General features: G+C 70.7%; 13 protein-coding genes. 4 read left to right on the top strand and 9 right to left on the bottom strand.

Annotated features, from left to right (window positions below; all coding sequences use genetic code 11):
* Nucleotides 1-14: 14 nt before the first annotated feature.
* The 8 genes from modC to GO608_RS03815 form a co-directional block, all read right to left on the bottom strand.
* Nucleotides 15-1,151 carry a molybdenum ABC transporter ATP-binding protein gene (gene modC, locus GO608_RS03845; RefSeq protein ID WP_247002838.1) on the bottom strand — a complete coding sequence of 379 codons (1,137 nt, stop codon included), beginning with the start codon at nt 1,149-1,151 and terminating at the stop codon, nt 15-17.
* A complete protein-coding gene (gene modB, locus GO608_RS03840) occupies nt 1,148-1,822 on the bottom strand; it encodes a molybdate ABC transporter permease subunit (RefSeq protein ID WP_011237366.1) in 675 nt (224 codons plus the stop codon). Before modB ends, modC begins: the two co-directional genes overlap by 4 nt.
* The gene (modA, locus tag GO608_RS03835) at nt 1,823-2,590 is read right to left on the bottom strand and encodes a molybdate ABC transporter substrate-binding protein (protein ID WP_169198389.1); all 768 of its coding nucleotides are present in this window, start codon (nt 2,588-2,590) and stop codon (nt 1,823-1,825) included. It lies immediately after the preceding gene.
* Entirely contained in the window at nt 2,587-4,455 is a 1,869-nt protein-coding gene (gene recD / locus GO608_RS03830; protein WP_211159355.1) for an exodeoxyribonuclease V subunit alpha, read from the bottom strand. Before recD ends, modA begins: the two co-directional genes overlap by 4 nt.
* Nucleotides 4,452-8,138, bottom strand: a complete 3,687-nt coding sequence (recB, locus tag GO608_RS03825) for an exodeoxyribonuclease V subunit beta (RefSeq protein WP_169198388.1) — start codon at nt 8,136-8,138, stop codon at nt 4,452-4,454. Before recB ends, recD begins: the two co-directional genes overlap by 4 nt.
* 1 nt (nt 8,139) lies before the next feature.
* A complete protein-coding gene (gene recC, locus GO608_RS03820) occupies nt 8,140-11,508 on the bottom strand; it encodes an exodeoxyribonuclease V subunit gamma (protein ID WP_169198387.1) in 3,369 nt (1,122 codons plus the stop codon).
* A gap of 160 nt (nt 11,509-11,668) precedes the next feature.
* The gene (locus tag GO608_RS19495) at nt 11,669-11,800 is read right to left on the bottom strand and encodes a hypothetical protein (RefSeq protein ID WP_281505704.1); all 132 of its coding nucleotides are present in this window, start codon (nt 11,798-11,800) and stop codon (nt 11,669-11,671) included.
* 79 nt (nt 11,801-11,879) lie between these two features.
* On the bottom strand, nt 11,880-12,830 hold the full coding sequence (locus GO608_RS03815; RefSeq protein WP_169198386.1) for a DnaJ C-terminal domain-containing protein: 951 nt from the start codon (nt 12,828-12,830) through the stop codon (nt 11,880-11,882).
* A gap of 206 nt (nt 12,831-13,036) precedes the next feature.
* Between GO608_RS03815 and GO608_RS03810 the strand changes: the two genes are divergently transcribed.
* From GO608_RS03810 to GO608_RS03795, 4 genes are all read left to right on the top strand, one after another.
* A complete protein-coding gene (locus tag GO608_RS03810) occupies nt 13,037-13,489 on the top strand; it encodes an Hsp20/alpha crystallin family protein (protein WP_169198385.1) in 453 nt (150 codons plus the stop codon).
* 27 nt (nt 13,490-13,516) lie between these two features.
* Complete coding sequence (locus GO608_RS03805; protein WP_169198384.1) at nt 13,517-13,894, top strand: Hsp20/alpha crystallin family protein; 378 nt, start codon at nt 13,517-13,519, stop codon at nt 13,892-13,894.
* A 34-nt stretch (nt 13,895-13,928) separates the two neighbouring features.
* Nucleotides 13,929-14,447, top strand: a complete 519-nt coding sequence (locus GO608_RS03800) for an Hsp20/alpha crystallin family protein (protein WP_169198383.1) — start codon at nt 13,929-13,931, stop codon at nt 14,445-14,447.
* A 63-nt stretch (nt 14,448-14,510) separates the two neighbouring features.
* Nucleotides 14,511-16,154, top strand: a complete 1,644-nt coding sequence (locus GO608_RS03795; protein WP_169198382.1) for an ATP-binding domain-containing protein — start codon at nt 14,511-14,513, stop codon at nt 16,152-16,154.
* A 42-nt stretch (nt 16,155-16,196) separates the two neighbouring features.
* Here the strand turns inward: GO608_RS03795 and GO608_RS03790 are convergent, their stop codons facing one another.
* A complete protein-coding gene (locus tag GO608_RS03790; protein WP_247002836.1) occupies nt 16,197-16,742 on the bottom strand; it encodes a ProQ/FINO family protein in 546 nt (181 codons plus the stop codon).
* Nucleotides 16,743-16,797: the final 55 nt, after the last annotated feature.

Genomic DNA, 16,797 nt, shown 5'->3' with positions numbered 1-16,797 from the left:
TAAATTTCACTTCGCTAGCGCAGCAGCGCGACGCCCTTGACCTGCGCATACACGTCGCGGCCCGGCACGATGCCGAGCTGCGCCGCCGAACGGCGCGTGATGCGCGCGAGCAGCGCCGTGCCGGCCACGTCGAGACATACCAGCGTGCGTCCCGGATCGGCCTCGTCGAGCGACACGACGCGCGCCGGCAGCACGTTGAGGATGCTCGAATCGTGGCGCTCGGACAGCGCGAGGCTGACGTCGCGGGCGAGCACGCGCGCCCTGACGCGGGACGCGACCGGCGCACCGAGGCCGGGGACCCACAGCGGCAGCCCGGCGAATTCGAGCCGCGTCAGCGCGTACGCATCGTCATGCGCGGCGACGCGGGCGTCGATGACAACGAATGCATCTTCGTCGTGCGCGAACGGCAGGTCGAGGCGCGCCATCACTTCGCCGATCGGCCCGGCGGCGAGCGCACGCCCGTCAGCGAGCAGCACGACGTGGTCGGCCAGCCGCGCGACTTCCTCGGGCGCGTGGCTGACGTAGATCACCGGGATGTCGAGCTCGGCGTGCAGGCGTTCGAGATACGGCAGGATTTCCTGCTTGCGCTTGACGTCGAGCGCCGCGAGCGGCTCGTCCATCAGCAGCAGCCGCGGGCTCGTCGCGAGCGCGCGCGCGATCGCGACGCGCTGGCGCTCGCCGCCGGACAGGCGCCCGGGCAGGCGCGCGAGCAGCGGCTCGATGCCGAGCAGCGCGATCGCCTGGTCGAGCGGGATGCGCCGCGACGCCGCGGGCACGCGCTTCAGGCCGAATTCGAGGTTGCGCCGCACCGTCAGATGCGCGAACAGGCTCGCTTCCTGGAACACGTAGCCGAGCGGGCGGCGGTGCGTCGGCACGAAAAGGCGCTGCGACTCGTCCTGCCACAGCTCGCCGCGCACCGCGAGATACCCGTCCGCGGCGCGCTCGAGCCCGGCGAGGCAGCGCAGCAGCGTCGTCTTGCCCGATCCGGAATGACCGAACAATGCGATCACGCCGCGCCCCGGCAACGCGAGGTCGACGTCGAGGCGGAAACCCGGCCAGCCGAGGCCGAAGCGCGCGCGGATCGCTGCGCCGTCGCCGACGATCGCGCCAGTTCGCGCGGCGCCGGGGCCGAACGGCGCCGCGCCGCTCACCGCACCACTTCCTTTTTCCGCCCGTACAGCGCGAGCAGCACGACGAAACTGAACACGAGCATGCCTGCCGACAGCCAGTGCGCCTCGGCGTACTCGAGCGCCTCGACGTGGTCGTAGATCTGGACCGAGACGACGCGCGTCTTCTCCGGGATGTTGCCGCCGATCATCAGCACGACGCCGAACTCGCCGACCGTGTGCGCGAAGCCGAGGATCGTCGCGGTGACGAAGCCGGGCCGCGCGAGCGGCAGCACGACGCTGAAGAACGTGTCGATCGCGCCGGCGCGCAAAGTCGCCGCGACTTCGAGCGGGCGCTCGCCGATCGCCTCGAACGCGTTCTGCAGCGGCTGCACGACGAACGGCAGCGAGTAGAACACCGAGCCGACGACGAGCCCGGCGAACGTGAACGGCAGCAGGCCGAGCCCGAGCGCCTGCGTGAGCTGGCCGACCGGACCGTGCGGCCCGAGCGCGACCAGCAGATAGAAACCGATCACCGTCGGCGGCAGCACGAGCGGCAGCGCGACGACCGCGCCGACGACGCCTTTCCAGCGCGAACCGGTGCGCGCGAGCCACCATGCGATCGGCGTGCCGACGACGAGCAGCACTGCGGTCGTCACTGCGGCGAGTTCCAGCGTCAGGCGGATCGCGGCGAGGCCGGCGGCGTCGATCGCCATTCAGCGGTCGTATCCGTACGCGCGCACGATCGCCGCGGCCTCGTCGCCTGCGAGATAGTCGCGCAGCGCATGCGCCGCCGCGTTGTCCCGCGCGCGGGCGAGGATCACGCCGTCCTGGCGGATCGGCGAGTGGAACTGCGGCGGCACGACCCACGCCGAGCCGCGACCGATCGTGCCGTCGGCCGCCACCTGCGACAGCGCGACGAAACCCAGTTCGGCATTGCCGCTCGCGACGAACTGGTAAGTCTGCGCGATGTTCTCGCCGGTCACGAGCTTTTCGCGCAGCACGTCGGCGAGCCCGAGCCGCTTCAGCACTTCGAGCGCGGCCGCGCCATAAGGCGCCGTTTTCGGGCTCGCGATGGCGAGATGGCGGAAGCTGCCGCGCTTGAGCACATCGCCGTGCGCATCGACGAAACCGGGCTGCGCCGACCACAGCACGAGCCGGCCGATGCCGTACGTGAAACAGCTTCCGCGCACCGCGAGCCCTTCCTCTTCGAGCTTCGCCGGCGCCTTCGCGTCCGCGGCGAGGAAGACGTCGAACGGCGCGCCGTTCCTGATCTGCGCGTAGAACTTGCCGGTCGCGCCGAACGCGAGCAGCGCCCTGTGGCCGGTGTCGCGCTCGAATGCTGCGGCGATCTGCTGCATCGGCGCGGCGAAGTTCGACGCCACCGCAACGCGCACTTCCCCGGCCTGGGCCGACAGCACGAACGCGAGCAGCGCGAGCACGAGCAGCACGTACACGACAGGTCGGCGCAGCGTCGCGATCATCGCGGGCCTCCCCGCGGCACTCGGTGTGCGTCGGCGGCTTCGACCATGCGGTCGATCAGGCCGCTTTCGCGCACCGTCGGCGTGCGGCACGCGGCGAGCAGCACCGCTTCCGGCCCCGCGAGCACGACTTCGCGCGCAGCGCGGGTGACGCCGGTGTAGAGCAGTTCGCGCGTCATCACTTTCATCGGCGTCGCCGGCAACAGCAGCATCACTTTCGCGAACTCCGAGCCCTGCGCCTTATGCACCGTCATCGCGAACGCGGTGTCGTGGGCGGGCAGGCGCAGCGGCGCGAGTTCGCGCCAGCCGCCGGCGGGGTCAGGGAACACGACGCGCAGCTCGCCGTGCGCATCCGCCAGGCAGATGCCGACGTCGCCGTTGTAGAGCCGCAGCAGGTAATCGTTCTTCAGCACGATCACCGGCCGCCCCGCATACCACGGCGACGCGGTGAGTCCGGGCGCGTCGGCAAGTGCAGCTCGCGCGTGGCGGGACAGCCGTTCGTTCGTCGCGTCGATGCCGCGCGGCCCGCCATGCACCGCGCACAGCACGCGAAAACGGTCGAACGCGACGAACACCGGCGCCGGATCGCCGTCGTACGTGCGCAGCGCGTCGAAATAACCGGCATAACCCTGCTCCAGCCGTGCCAGCACCGCAGCGGACGGCGCATCGCCGTCGTCCGCGAGCCATTCGACTGACGAGTCCGCGCCTTCGCGCAACCATGCGAGCACTTCGTCGCCGGCACCGGCGTTGATGCCGGCGGCGAGCCGGCCGATGCCGGAGTCGGCGGCAAAGCGGTGGCTTTCGGCGAACCATACGACGCTGCCGGCAAGCGGCGTTGCGCGGCGCGGCGGCGGCGGCGCGATACGCCCAGCCGGCGTGCCGGTCAGCGCCGCAAGCCGCGCGACGCACGAAGCATCGAGCGACGCGTCGGCGCACAGCTCGGCGAACACCGCGCCGGCTTCGACCGCGGCCAGCTGGTCCTTGTCGCCGAGCAGGATCAGCCGCGCGTGCGGCGGCAATGCGTCGATGAGCCGCGCCGCGAGCGCCAGATCGAGCATCGATGCCTCATCGACGACCAGCACGTCGAGCGCGAGCGGATTGCCGGCGTGATGGCGAAAGCGGCCGGGCTGCGGCGTCACGCCGAGCAGGCGGTGCAGCGTGTGCGAAGCTAGCGGCAGGCGCCCGCGCACGTCTTCCGGCAGCGACCCGCTGCGCGCGCGCAGCGCGTCGAGCATGCGCGCGGCGGCCTTGCCGGTCGGCGCAGCGAGCGCGACCCGCAGTTGCGGGTCGGCGCTCAGCAGGCACGCCAGCAGCGCCGCGACCGTCGTCGTCTTGCCGGTGCCGGGCCCGCCGCTGATGACGGTCAGGCGCCGTTCGAGCGCGAGCGCGACGGCGAGCTTCTGCCAGTCGGCACGCCCGTCGAGCCGCGCCGCGTTGGCGGAGAAGAGTTCGCCGAGGCGCTCGACAGTGGCCGGCGGCGGCGCCGGCAGCGGGCATGCGGCGCGCGCGACGACCGCAGTCGCGAGCCGCCGTTCCCAGTCATAATGGCGGCGCAGGTACAGCCGGTCGGCTGCGTCGAGCAGCAGCGGCCGCGGCTCGTGCACCGCGGCGCGGCCGACGACGCCGCTCGCGAGCAGCACGTCGCGAAGCCCGGCAACCGTCTCGTCCTCGGCGACGAGTTCCGCGAGCGGCACGCACACGTGCCCCGCGGCGACGGCAAGGCTCGCGCGCATCGCAGCCGTGCGCAGCCGCGGCAGGCACGCGTCCGGCGCGCCGGCAGCGCGCGCCCAGCTCACGGCATGCGCGGCAAACCCGTGCGCGAGCTCGGCTTCGGCAGTCAGATCGGGGCGCAGGTCGTGAGGGTTCATCGCACGGATTCCGGGGCGGGGAGGCCGCCGATCAGGCGGTCGAGGCTCGCGAGGGTCGCGGCGTCCGGACGGTGGAAATATACGCCGGCCGGATCTTCGCCGAACCGCCAGCCGGGGCGCACGCCGCGCACGAAAAGATACAGCGCGCCGCCGAAATGGCGCTCGACGTCGTAACCCGGCAGCGTGCGCCCGAGATGGCGGTGCAGCGCGACAGCGTAAAGCAGGTGCTGGAGATGGTAGCCGTGCGTGCGCATCGCCTCTTCGAGGCGCGCCGGCGCATAGTCTTCGGGCGTGAAGCCGAGGTGGTTCGATTTCCAGTCGAGCACGTAGAAGCGCCCGTCATGTTCGAAGACGAGATCGATGAAGCCTTTCAGGTAGCCGGCGAGCGCGCCGAACGCGAGCCGCGGGACATGATAGCCCGCGCGTGCGAGCCAGTCGTTCAGCGCTTCGGCGGACAGCCGCGGCGCAGGCAGATGGAAACCGAGTTCGACGAGCTTGCGGCTGCGCGGAACGCCGCCGAGCACGATGCCGCCCGGCAGCGGCGTCGCGAGCACGTCATCGACGAGGCGCTCGAGCATGCGCGCGAGCGGCACGCCGGCGCCGCGCTGCGGATGCCCGGCGAGCGCCGCCACGATCGCCGGCGCACGGCTCGCCGGCGCGCAGAAATCGAGCCGTTCGAACACAGCGTGGATGCAGTCGCCGGCCGCCGGACCGCGCGGGAAGAACAGGATGTCGTCGTCGCCGAGCGGGGCCAGAGCGCGTTTCCCGTCGCCGTCGGCGCGCAGCGGGCCGCGATCGACCCACGCGTCGTGGTCCTGCGCCGCGGCCTCATGGCCTGCGCCGTGGCTCATCGCGCTGAAACTGCCGATTCGCCACGCCGACGGCAGGCGGGCCGGCGGCGGCAGCACATGCAGCGCGTCCGCAGCAGGTTCGAGATTCGCGAGCCGCGCGCCGCCACCGGCCGGCAGGTTGACGATCGCCAGATCCGGTTCGGCGCGCTCGAGCAGCCGCGCCCACGCCGTTTCGATGTCGTCCGTCGTCAGCTTGTGCCGGAGCCATTCCGCGTGGCTTGTGCCTTCGCCGGCGACGAGCCAGTTCAGCAGGCTGCGCGTGCTCTCGGTCGGCGACGCCCCCTTGCCGTTCTTCTTCAGGTAACAGCCGGCGACGAGATAGCAGCGGTAAACCGCGCGCGTCATCGCGACATAGACGAGGCGCAGGAACTCGGCGTCGCGCTCGCGGCGCATCAGCGCCTTGACCTCGTCGTCGTCGCGCGCCGCGGGACGAAAGTCGAGCAGCAGCGCACCATCGGCGTCGTGATAGACGCAGCCTTCGCCGTCGTCGCCGCGACCGGGAAAGCCGTCCCACAGGAAAGGGCAGAACACGACGCCGTATTCGAGCCCTTTCGAGCGATGGATCGTCACGATCTGCACGAGGTTGCGGTCGGATTCGAGCCGCACCTGCGTCGCCTCGCTCACGCCCGCTTCGCGCCGGCGGCTCGCGAACCAGCGCAGCAGCGCGTCCGGCGACGGCTGTTCGGTGGCCGCCGCCTGCAGGCATTCGGCCAGATGCAGCAAGTTCGTCAGCCGCCGCTCGCCATCGTCGCGCGCGAGCAGGCGCACGTTGACGCCCTCCTGCACGATCCAGCGCCGCAGCATCACGCCGAGGCCGCGCGCGCGCCACACTTCGCGCAGTTCGGCGAAGCGGGCGATCACGCGCAGCAGCTCGGCTTCGTCAGCAGCGAGCGCGTCGAGCGCGGCAGCGTCGAAGCCCATCAGCGCGGTCGCGAGCGCGGCCGACAGCAGCGGCAGGTGCGCCGGCTCGGCGATCGCGAGCAGCACGCGTTCGAGCTCCTCGGCGTCCGGGCTGTGGAAAACGCTCTGCTGCGACAGCTCGACGCTGCCGACGCCAAGCGCGGCGAGCGCTTCGCGCATCCGCGCGCCTTGGCTGTGGCTCTTGACCAGCACCGCGATGTCGCCCGGAGCGAGCGCGCGCCCGTCGATCGTGATATGCCCTGCGGCGCCTTCGCCGACGAGCCGGGCGATCTCCGCCGCAGTTGCCGCCGCCGCGCGCGCGACGACCGCGGCGCGCAGCGGCAGCTCGCCGTCGTCGTCCGGCGCGATCCACCACACGCGCAGCGACGCCGGATCCGCCGCCGCCGACAGGTCGACGAAGCGCCGGCGCGGTTTCGCGCCTTCGCTGACCGTCTCGTACGCCAGCCCGTCGAGTACGAACGCTGCGGGGTTCGCCGTGAACAGCGCGTTGCACGCGCCGATCAGGCCGCCGAGCGAACGCTGGTTGTGGCTCAGCGTGTAGCGCGTGTCGGCAGCGCTGCGGGCGCTCAGATAAGTGTGCAGGTCGGCGTTGCGGAAGCTGTAGATCGCCTGCTTCGGATCGCCGACGAGGAAGAGCCCGCCGTGCCGTCCGCCGGTGGCGTAGATGCTGCGGAAGATCTCGAACTGCAGCGCATCGGTGTCCTGGAATTCGTCGATCAGCGCGACCGGGTAGCGCTGGTGCAGCGCCGCCGCGAGCCACGGGTTGTCGGCGCCGGCGAGCGCTTCATGAACGTTGAACAGGATGTCGTCGAACGCGATGCGGCGCCGCTCGCGCTTGGTTTCACGCAAGCGCACCGAGCCCGTTTCGAGAAAGCGCCGCAGCAGCGCGAGGCGCGCGGCGTCGAGCGCGGCGATGACCTCGTCACGCAGCGCGAGCACGCGCGCCGCGGCGTCGAAGAAAGGGTGCTGCGGCGCGCTGCAGTGCTTTTTCACGCATTCATTGAGACGCATCGCCGAAAACAGCGCGAACTTGCCCCCCTGCACGTCGAGCGGCGCGAGCGGGTCGCCGCCGGCGAGCCAGCTCGTCCAGCTCTTCGCCGCCAGCGCGACGCCGTCGGCCTTGTAGCTCGTCGCGTTCAGCCCGGGCAGGCCCGCGAGCAGCGCGTCACGGGCTTCGCGCCCGTTGCCGTTCCACAGCGCGCACGCGTCGGCGAACGCCGCATGGAAGGCGGCCAGATCGGGTTTTGCCTCGCCCGCTGCGTCGGGCCAGCGTTTTTGCGCGAGCGGGCGGGCGAGATAGCGACCGAGCAGCGCGGCCCAGCGCTCCGGGCTGTCGCCGCGCGCGATCAGCAGTTCGCCGAGCTCGGCCGGGCAGTCGTCGCTGGCGATTTCGCGGCGCCAAAAGTCGCGCGCCGCTTCGAGGCGCAGCTCGAGGTCGTCTTCGGCGAGCTCGAGCGCGAACGGCAGCGCGGCGGCGAACGGCGTGTCGGCCAGCGCGCGCTGGCAGTAGCCGTGGATCGTGAAGATCGCCGCTTCGTCGAACGTCTGCAGCGCCAGCTCGAGCCGCTCGCGGATCTGCGCGCGCGCGATCGCCCGCGCTTCGAGCGCGGCGACGAGCTGCGCGACGAACGGGTCGCCGTCGGCAGCGGTGCCGTCGAGATACGCGAGCGTGCCGACGATGCGCTCGCGCACGCGGCTTTTCAGTTCGGCGGTCGCGGCGCGCGTGAATGTCACGACGAGGATCGCGTCGACCGGCAGCTCGCGCTCGACGAGCAGGCGCAGGAACAGGCCGCAGATGTTCCACGTCTTGCCGGTGCCGGCCGACGCTTCGATCAGGCGGATGCCGTCGAGCGGGCAGCCGAAGACGTCGAGCTCGTCGGCGGCGCAAGAGCCGGGCGCGGGCGTCATCATGTCACAGCCTCGGGTCGTCGAGATGCGCGACGAGCGGCTGCAGCACCGTCGCGGCGTGGTCGTAGAACGCGTCATCGAGCGGATCGGGCAGCCCGCGGAACGCGAGACGGATCGCGGCGTCGCGGCATTCGCCGAACCCGGGCCGACCGCCACCGCGCCATTTCTGCTCCGCCTTGTAGCGGCTGCGGTCGTTGACGATCCATGCCCAGGCCGATTTCGGGAAGAACGGCAGCGGCCGCATCAGGCCTTCGCGGTACAGCGCGACGAGCGCGGCGAGCTGTCCGCGTGCGTCGTCGCAGTGCCGCAGGCGATAGACGCCGTCGCGCGAATGCCATTCGGTGCAAAGCTCGCGAGCGCCGGGCGCGGCCGCGCACAGCGCGAGATGCGCGATCCAGCCGGCGACATAGTCGTTCGCGCGCGCCTCGTCGTAGCGGTGGCGCACGAGCCCGGCCGGGCGCAGATCGCCGAACGAGGCGTCGAGCGTCCAGCGTTCATCGCCGAGGTCGAAGTCGAAGTGCGCCTGCAGCGGCGGCAGCGGGTCGGGCGCGAGCGCCGCGCGCAGGCCGTCGGCATACGTCTGGAGGACGTCGAACTCCCGGTCGAGCAGGCGTTCGCCGAGCGGCCCGGCAGGGAATTCGCCCCCCGCGCTCGCGAGATTGCGCACCGCGTCTGGATCGCGCCCCGCGAGCAGCGCCGGCAGCAGCCGCTCGGCAAGCGCCTGGCGCTCCGGCCATGCCGGCAGGAACGCTTCGTCGTCGATGAGCTCCTCGTCGCCTTCGGGCACCGTCACGCCGAGCCGTTCGCGCAGCAGGAAGCGGGCGGGATTGCGGAAGAAGCGGATCAGCCGGTCGAGCCCGACCGTTCGCCATTCGTCGGACGGCGGCGGCAGCGGTGCGGCGAAAAACGGCGCTTCGCCGGCACGATCGGATTCGCAGCCATCTTCCTCGTCACGCTCGTCGTCACGAGAGACGGCGCGCGCAGCGGGCAGCGCGCGCGCCGCTGCCTGCAGGCGCGCGCGCAGCGCATCGCAGTATTCGGCATTGAAGCTCGCGAGCCGCGGGTCGCGCTCTGGATCGGCGATGAAATAGGTTCGCGAGAACGCCTGCAGCGGATGAACGACCGTCAGCCGGCGCCGCGCCGCGGCGAGCGACGCCGCGTCGAGCGGATCGGCAGCGCACGCGCGCGCAGCGTAGTCGAGCAGCTCGTCCACCAGCACCGACGGCGGCTTTTCGCTGTTGTCGCGCACGCTGCGGCCCGCGTACGACAGATGCACGCAGTCGCGCGCGGCAAGCAGCAGGTCGAGGAACAGGTTGCGCTCGTCGTTGCGGCGCTGGCGGTCTCCGCGCGCGCCGTGCCGGGCCATCAGGTCGAACTCGACGGCCCGCTCGGCGCCGGGGAACGCGCCGTCGTCGAGGCCGATCGCGCACACGACGCGGTACGGCAGGCTGCGCAGGCTCGTCATCGCCGAGAACGTCACCGCGCCGCCGGGAACGCCGCCACGCGCCGGATCGTCGAGCAGCCCGGCGAGCGCGTCATGCACGAGGGCGAGCGGCACCGGGGTGCGCAGCCCGCCAGCCGTCATGTTCACGTGCAGTTCGGCGCTGGCCGCGAGCACTGCGCGCCGGTCGTCGGCCCACTCGGCATCGGGCGGGACCAGGCGGTCGAGCAGTTCGACGAGCAGCGCGCGCCAGCCATCGGCGTCGAGAGGGCGGCGCGTGGCCGCTTCGAGCCACTGCAGCGTCTCGACGTAGCGCCACAAGCGCCCCAATGCGAACGCGTCGCCGCCTTCGGGATTGCCGGCGCCGAGGCGCCCGCCGAACAGCAGTGGCCCACTGCCATCGCCGTCCTCGCCGGGGCTTGCGCTTCCATCGCCGAGCGCATACGCGAGAAACAGCCGGTGCAGGCCTTCGGCGAGGCTGTGACGGTCGACGCTTGGCAGGTCGAGCCGGCGGCGATGCGCGCCGTCGAGCCCCCAGCGCACGCCGGCTGTGCGCAGCCATTCGTGCACCTGCTCCAGGTCCGCGCCGTCGAGGCCGAAACGGCGCGCGACCGGCGGCTGCTGCAGCAGGTCGAACACGCGGCTCGCCGGGAAGCGGCTCGCCGCGAGCGCGAGCGCGGCGTCGAGCACGCGCGCGACCGGGTTGAGGCGCGTCTGGCCGAGACCGGTGATCGTCCAAGGAATGCGGCGCGACGCCGGCGCGGTGCCGAATACCGCTTCGATCAGCGGTGCCGCGGCGTCGAGATCGGGCGTGACGACGAGAATCTCGTCGGGCTGCGGCGCGTCCGGAGCGGCGAACAACGCGAGCAGCCGGTCGTGCAGCACTTCGAGTTCGCGCGTAATTGAATGGCACACGTGCACCTCGACGCTGCGGTCGTCGTCGGCGAGCGCGATACTGCCCGGCGCGAGGTCGACGAGGTCGAGCACCGCGTCGTGCAGCTGCGCGAGCAGGCTCGCGCTGCCGGCCGGGACGAACAGGCTGTCCTCGATTTCCGGCGCGCCGTCGCCTTCGAACAAGAGGTCGATGTGCGCCTGCGTCTGCCGTCCCCACGCGGCGAGCAGCCGGTTGCCGGATTCGAAATAAAGATCCTGTTGTTGACCTGCGAGCCAGGCGAGGCGTCGCGGCTCGACGATCTCGAACCAGTATTCGCGGCACGGATTGAGCACGTACAGGCGCACGTCGACCCGCTGCGACAGTTCGCGCAGCACGTCGCGGTACAGCGGCGGCATCGCCGGCAGGCAGAACACATGCACCGACTCCGGCAGGATGCCGGGCAATGCATCGCCGGTTGCAGCGATCACGCGGAAAAAAGTTTCCGCCGGATGCTCGCAGCGCGTCCCCAGTTCCGCCGTCAGCCGGCGCCACAGCCCGGCTTGCCAGGCTTCATCGGCGCGCGCGTCGTCCGGCAGGCCGACGACCGTCCTCCCCGCAGACCATTCGGCGAGCCAGCGCGGGCGGTACGTGAGGTAGTGATCGAAGACGCGCGCGACACGTTCGGCAAGCTCGAAGCGCATTGTCGTGTCGGCCGTTCCGAGGTAACGCGCGAGGCGCGGGTGCGCGGCGGTCCAGGCCGCATCCTGGAACTGCTCGAAAATCCGCCACCTGAGAAGCGCCGGCGCGAACGGGGACTGTTCCCCGACGGGGACGACCTTGTCGATCTGGCTCCACAGCCATTGCGCGAGGTACGCGAAGCGCAGGTTCGCCGCGACGCCTTCGCGCCGCGCGACCGCGAGCTCGACGCTGCGGCGCAGCGCCGAGCTCGGCACGACGATCTCGCGCGCGCCGAACGGGCCCGGCTGCTCGACCGCGAGGTGTGCGAGCAGCGTTTCGAGGAGCACTTCGTAGCGGTTCGAGAAGGCAAGCGAGAGCATCGGCACGGGGCGTGGCGGATCAGGGCGTCATGTTACCCGCTCCGCGCAGCCGCGGCGTCGCGCCGGTGCCCGCCAAGCCCTCCGCCGAGCGGGCACGCAAGCAGGCGACCCGAGCCTCGGTCGTCGGGTTGCGCGACCTCCGCCCGTTCGGAAGCCGGGCTCAATCCGCCGGCAGGCCTGCCCGGCGCAGCCGCGCGCGCAGCTGTTCGACTTCGTCGACGAGGTCGGCGACGATTGCGGCGAGTTCGGGGTCGGCATCGAAGGCACGTTCGAGCTCGCGTACGCGCCGCACGCGTGCGCGAGTTCGTCGAGCGTCAGCACTGCCCCGTCGAGCAGCAGGCCGATGGGGGGACGCTCTGCCGGCGCCGCGCTCAGCCTCCGAGACCCTGGCGCGGATTGAACGCGAGCTCGCGCGCCATCCGCTCGTAGAGCTGCCGCGCCGCGTCGGTGTCGGCCGGGGGCAGCACGATGTCGAGGACGAGGTACAGGTCACCGGACTCGGTCCCCGGAATGCCGCGCCCTTTCAGCCGCAGCTTGCGACCGTTCTGCGACCCGGGCGGAATCCGCACCGAAACCCTGCCGGCTGGCGTCGGCACGTCCACCGACGCGCCGAGCGCCGCCTCCCACGGCGCGACCGGCACCGTCTCGAAGACGTCGCGGCCGTCGACGCGGTAACGCGGGTGCGGGCGAAAATGGACTTCGAGGAACAGATCGCCCGCCGGACCGCCCCCGGCGCCCGGCCGTCCCTGTCCGGCGAGCCGGATCTGCTGGCCGTCGCGCACGCCTTTCGGAATGCGCACCTGCAGCGTGCGTTCTCGCGTCGTGACATGCCCCTGCGGGTCGAGTTCGGGCGCCCGCAGGCGGATCTCGCGCGTCGCGCCGTGGAACGCGTCGTCGAGGTCGATGACGACTTTCGCATGATGGTCCTCGCCGCGTGCGTGGAAGCCGCGCGAGTGGAACTGCGCGCCGCGGCCGCCGTGCCCCATCTGGCCGAACAGGCTCGAGAAGAAATCGCTGAAGTCGCCCGCGTCGCCTCCCCGCCCGCCACGCGTGAACTCGAAGCCGGCATCCCAGTCCGGCGGCGGCCGGAAATCCTGGCCGGCTCGGAAGCCGCGGCCGAGCTGGTCGTACGCCGCCCGCTTTTCCGGGTCGGACAGCACCGCGTTCGCCTCGTTGACTTCCTTCATGCGCTGCTCGGCGTCTGCCGCCTTGTTGACGTCCGGGTGGTACTTGCGTGCGAGCTTGCGATACGCGCGCTTGATCTCGTCGGCGGACGCGCTGCGATCGACGCCGAGCACCTGGTAGTAGTCCCTGAATTCCATGCGTTCCGCTCTCCGGATCATTTTCTGCGTGGCAATCGCCCCGCATATTGACTACAAGATAGGGGTACCGGCACGGCTTGAAAAGGCTCTTGAACTCCGTCGCTCCGAACACATATGGGGAGTACAGGGCGACGGAGGCGCCGCCCGGTTGCGGCGGATCGCAGAATCCGCGCCGAGTTGAACCTGGATGGATCAAGGAGGTTGCCATGTATGAATCGCTTCTGAACTTCCCGGGCGGGCTGTTCGCCGATTTCGAGCGCCTGCAGCGCGAATTGCAGCAGTCATTCGGTGCAGTCGGCCAGCCGAGCAGCATCCGAGCGGTTGCGAGCGGCACATTTCCTTCGATCAACGTCGGCAGCACGCCGGCGTCGGTCGAGATTTACGCGTTCGCGCCCGGCCTCGACCCGTCGAAGCTCGACGTGCAGATCGACCGCGGCGTGCTGACGCTGTCGGGCGAGCGCCCGAGCGCGCTGCCTTCGGGCGACGAGGGCCAGGCGGTCTATGCGTCCGAGCGCTTCTCCGGACGCTTCCGGCGCACCGTGAGCCTGCCCGAGGACATCGACCCGGACCGCGTCACCGCGAACTATCGCGACGGCGTGCTGCACATCTCGGTTTCGCGACGCGAATCGGCGCAGCCGAAGCGCGTCGAGATCAAGTAAACGATCGAACGGACGGAGGACATTGAGATGAACGACAAGCAGGAAGTCACGAAAACCGAACGCCAGAGCGACACGCCCGCGCTGCTGCCACGCGTCGACGTCTTCGAGGACGGCACCGGCATCACGCTGCTCGCCGACCTGCCCGGGGTCGCGAAGGACAAGCTGACGCTGCGCGTCGAAGGCGACACGCTGCAGCTCGAAGGCGAGATTTCGCCCGAGACGCCCGCGAACATGGAGGCGGTCTATGCCGAGCTGCGCCTGCCGCGCTACCGCCGCGCCTTCACGATGAGTTCGGAGCTCGACACGGACAAGGTCAACGCGCAGTTCAAGGATGGGGTGCTGACGCTGCGCATCCCGAAGCACGCGCACGCGCAGCCGCGCAAGATCGAGGTCAAGATCGCCTGAGCGCGGGCCGCGAGGATCGACAGGAGGTGTCACGATGAACAGGATGGCCGAGTTCAAGCACGGTCTCGAGGAGGCATGGCAGTCGGTCGCCGACGGATGGCGGCAGCTGCGCGATCGCGCAGCCGGCGCGCTGACGCATTTCGGCCCCGGAAAACCCGCATCCGCGGCCGACGCGCGTGCCCCAGAATCCGCCCCGGAATCTGCGCAATTCCCGGCCGCGACGTGGGCGCTGCTCGCCGGTGACGTTTTCGAGGACGACGACAAGCTCGTCGTGCGCGTCGAAGCGCCCGGCCTCGAGAAGGACGACTTCGACCTCGAAGTGCGCAGCGACGTGCTCGTCGTTCGGGGCGAAAAGCGCTACGAGCGCGAGGCGACCGAAGGCCGCTACCGCGTGCGCCAGTGCGCATACGGCAGCTTCCACCGCGCGATCCCGCTGCCGTCGCCGGTCGAGACCGATGGCGCGAAAGCCACGTACCGCAACGGGGTGCTCAGGATCGAGCTGCCGAAGGCCGCGCGCGCGAAAACGCGGCGCATCGAGATCGGGAGCGGCTGACGCGCACGGGGGCGGCGGGCGGGAGTACGATGTCCGCTGCCGGACACGCGACGGATCGAGCGCATGGCGCGCATTTACCCGGAAGGCTGGCGGCAGATGCCGGCGAGCGGCAGGCTCGCGCGCGAACTCGACACGCTCGCAACGCTCGCCGCCGGCCTGCCGGACGACTACGCGGTCTATCACGGCGTGCACTGGACGCGCGTCGAGCGCGAACATGCGCTGTTCGGCGAAATCGACTTCGTCGTCGTCGGACCGACCGGCCGGCTGCTGCTGATCGAGCAGAAATCCGGCTTCCTCGACGAGACGCCGCAAGGCCTCGTCAGAACTTACGCGAAGGAAAAGAGCCACGTCGGCGTCGGCATGGCGCGCAGCGCCGGACGACTGCGCGAACGGCTCGCCGCTTTCCTCGACGGCCACCGGGCGGACGTCGACACGCTGCTGTTTTGCCCCGACTACACCGTCCGCCAGCCCGGCAGCGCCGGCGTCGATCCGGCGCGGATCGTCGACGCCGGGCGCCGCGAACATCTCGCCTCGATCGTGCGGAGCCTGTTGCGCGAAGGGCCGCGCGACCGCGTCGTGCTCGACAACATCCACCGTTTCCTCGCGGACCAGCTCGAACTCGTGCCGGACGTCAACGCGTTCGTCGGCCGAGCCGAAGCGCTGTACACGCGCCTCGCCGGCGGCCTCGCCGAATGGGCACGGCGCATCGACATGGAACCGTTCCGGCTGCGCGTAACCGGTACCGCCGGCAGCGGCAAGACACAGCTCGCGATGGCGGTGTTCCGCTACGCGCTCGAAGCCGGGCGCCGACCGCTGTACGTCTGCTACAACCGTCCGCTCGCCGACCACATCGCGCTGATCGCGCCGTCCGGCGGTGTCGTCGCGACTTACCATCAGCTGTGCGACCGCGTGCTGCGCGCGCACGGGAAAGTGCCGGACTTCTCGCAGCCGGATGCGTTCGAGCGCCTCGAACAGGCGTTCCGCGAACTCGAGCCCGGGGAGGACTGGCGTTTCGACGAGTTGATCGTCGACGAAGGCCAGGACTTCCGCGATGCGTGGCGCGACGCGCTGCTGCGCCTGCTGCGCCCCGGAGGGCGCGCGTGGTGGCTCGAGGATCCGCTGCAGAACCTCTACGGCCGGACCGAAGTCGCGCTGCCCGGATGGGTGCGCATCACGAGCGAGCGCAATTACCGCAGCCCGTCCGACATCATCGACATGCTGAACCGCGCGCTGCCGCTGCCGCGCGCGCTCGAAGCCGCGAGCCCGCTCAGCGGCTCGGGAGTCGAGATCCTGACGTGGAAAGATGAAACCGCGCTTGTCGAGCAGACCAAGCGCGCGATGACACGTGCGCTCGGCCTCGGCTTTCGCCGCAACATGATCGCGACGATCACGTTCCGCGGCCGCGAGCACTCGCTGTTCACGCCATACGAGCGGCTCGGCGCACACCGGCTGAAAGCTTTCACCGGCAGCTACGACCTGCTCGGCAACCCGATCTACTCGGACGGCGACTTCCTGATCGACTCGGTGTACCGCTTCAAGGGCCAAGCAGCGCCGTGCGTGATCTTCACCGAGATCGACTTCGACGCGCTCGACGAGCTGACGGTGCGCAAGCTCTTCGTCGGCGCGACGCGAGCGAGCATGAAGCTGATCCTGGTCGCGTCGGAAAGGGCGGCGCAGCTGCTTGCGCAGCCGCCGGACGGGCGTTAAGGCGCGACCGCCGGCGCGAACACGTCCGCGACGCGAGCGCCTTCAGCCTTTCGAGAACTTCCCAAGCAGCTGCTGCAGCTTCTCGGCCTTGCGGCGTTCGGCTTCCTCGGCGTCGCGCTTCGCCTTTTCGGCTTCGAGCGCGTCTTTCTTGCGCTTCGCGGACTCGGCGAAGCGTTCCTTGAGCGTCTGCTTCGCGTGCGCGCGCTGCTCTTCGGTGACTTCGCCTTCCGGCTTGCCGTCGAGGTCGAAGCGCGCCGTCGCCTTTTCCATGACTTTCAGGTAGCGCGTCGAAGCGGTGTGCAGGCGCATCGCGCTGCGGATCACCTTGCGGTCGAGGTCGGGGAAGCGGGCGGCGATGGCCTTGTCGATGCGCAGCGCGAGCGGCTTGACGTCGCGGAAAGTCGGCGAGGCTTCCTGCAGCTTCAGCAACAGGCCGCGCGCGTCGAGGTGCGGGCGCTTCGCCGCGGGCGGCGCTTCTGCGGTCGCTTCAGCTGTAGTCGCTTCGGCGGTCTGCGCTTCGGCGGTCTGGGCTGCGACTTCAGGGGCTTGCTCGTCGAGCTGCGCTTCGGAACGGGTTTCGGTAGTCATTGCGGGGACGGAAATGCTTCGGCTGCGGACGGGAGCGCGCATGATCGCACGAAAT

This window comes from Aromatoleum buckelii (genome assembly GCF_012910785.2).
Lineage (GTDB): Bacteria > Pseudomonadota > Gammaproteobacteria > Burkholderiales > Rhodocyclaceae > Aromatoleum > Aromatoleum buckelii.
This window is presented reverse-complemented; position numbering and strand designations above follow the sequence as displayed.

What these genes read in the sequence shown, in the direction of transcription:
- modB (WP_011237366.1), bottom strand. Translation starts at nt 1,822, where the DNA reads ATGGCGATCGACGCCGCCGGCCTCGCCGCGATCCGCCTGACGCTGGAA.
- modA (WP_169198389.1), bottom strand. Translation starts at nt 2,590, where the DNA reads ATGATCGCGACGCTGCGCCGACCTGTCGTGTACGTGCTGCTCGTGCTC.
- recD (WP_211159355.1), bottom strand. Translation starts at nt 4,455, where the DNA reads ATGAACCCTCACGACCTGCGCCCCGATCTGACTGCCGAAGCCGAGCTC.
- recB (WP_169198388.1), bottom strand. Translation starts at nt 8,138, where the DNA reads ATGATGACGCCCGCGCCCGGCTCTTGCGCCGCCGACGAGCTCGACGTC.
- recC (WP_169198387.1), bottom strand. Translation starts at nt 11,508, where the DNA reads ATGCTCTCGCTTGCCTTCTCGAACCGCTACGAAGTGCTCCTCGAAACG.
- GO608_RS03815 (WP_169198386.1), bottom strand. Translation starts at nt 12,830, where the DNA reads ATGGAATTCAGGGACTACTACCAGGTGCTCGGCGTCGATCGCAGCGCG.
- GO608_RS03810 (WP_169198385.1), top strand. Translation starts at nt 13,037, where the DNA reads ATGTATGAATCGCTTCTGAACTTCCCGGGCGGGCTGTTCGCCGATTTC.
- GO608_RS03805 (WP_169198384.1), top strand. Translation starts at nt 13,517, where the DNA reads ATGAACGACAAGCAGGAAGTCACGAAAACCGAACGCCAGAGCGACACG.
- GO608_RS03800 (WP_169198383.1), top strand. Translation starts at nt 13,929, where the DNA reads ATGAACAGGATGGCCGAGTTCAAGCACGGTCTCGAGGAGGCATGGCAG.
- GO608_RS03795 (WP_169198382.1), top strand. Translation starts at nt 14,511, where the DNA reads ATGGCGCGCATTTACCCGGAAGGCTGGCGGCAGATGCCGGCGAGCGGC.
- GO608_RS03790 (WP_247002836.1), bottom strand. Translation starts at nt 16,742, where the DNA reads ATGACTACCGAAACCCGTTCCGAAGCGCAGCTCGACGAGCAAGCCCCT.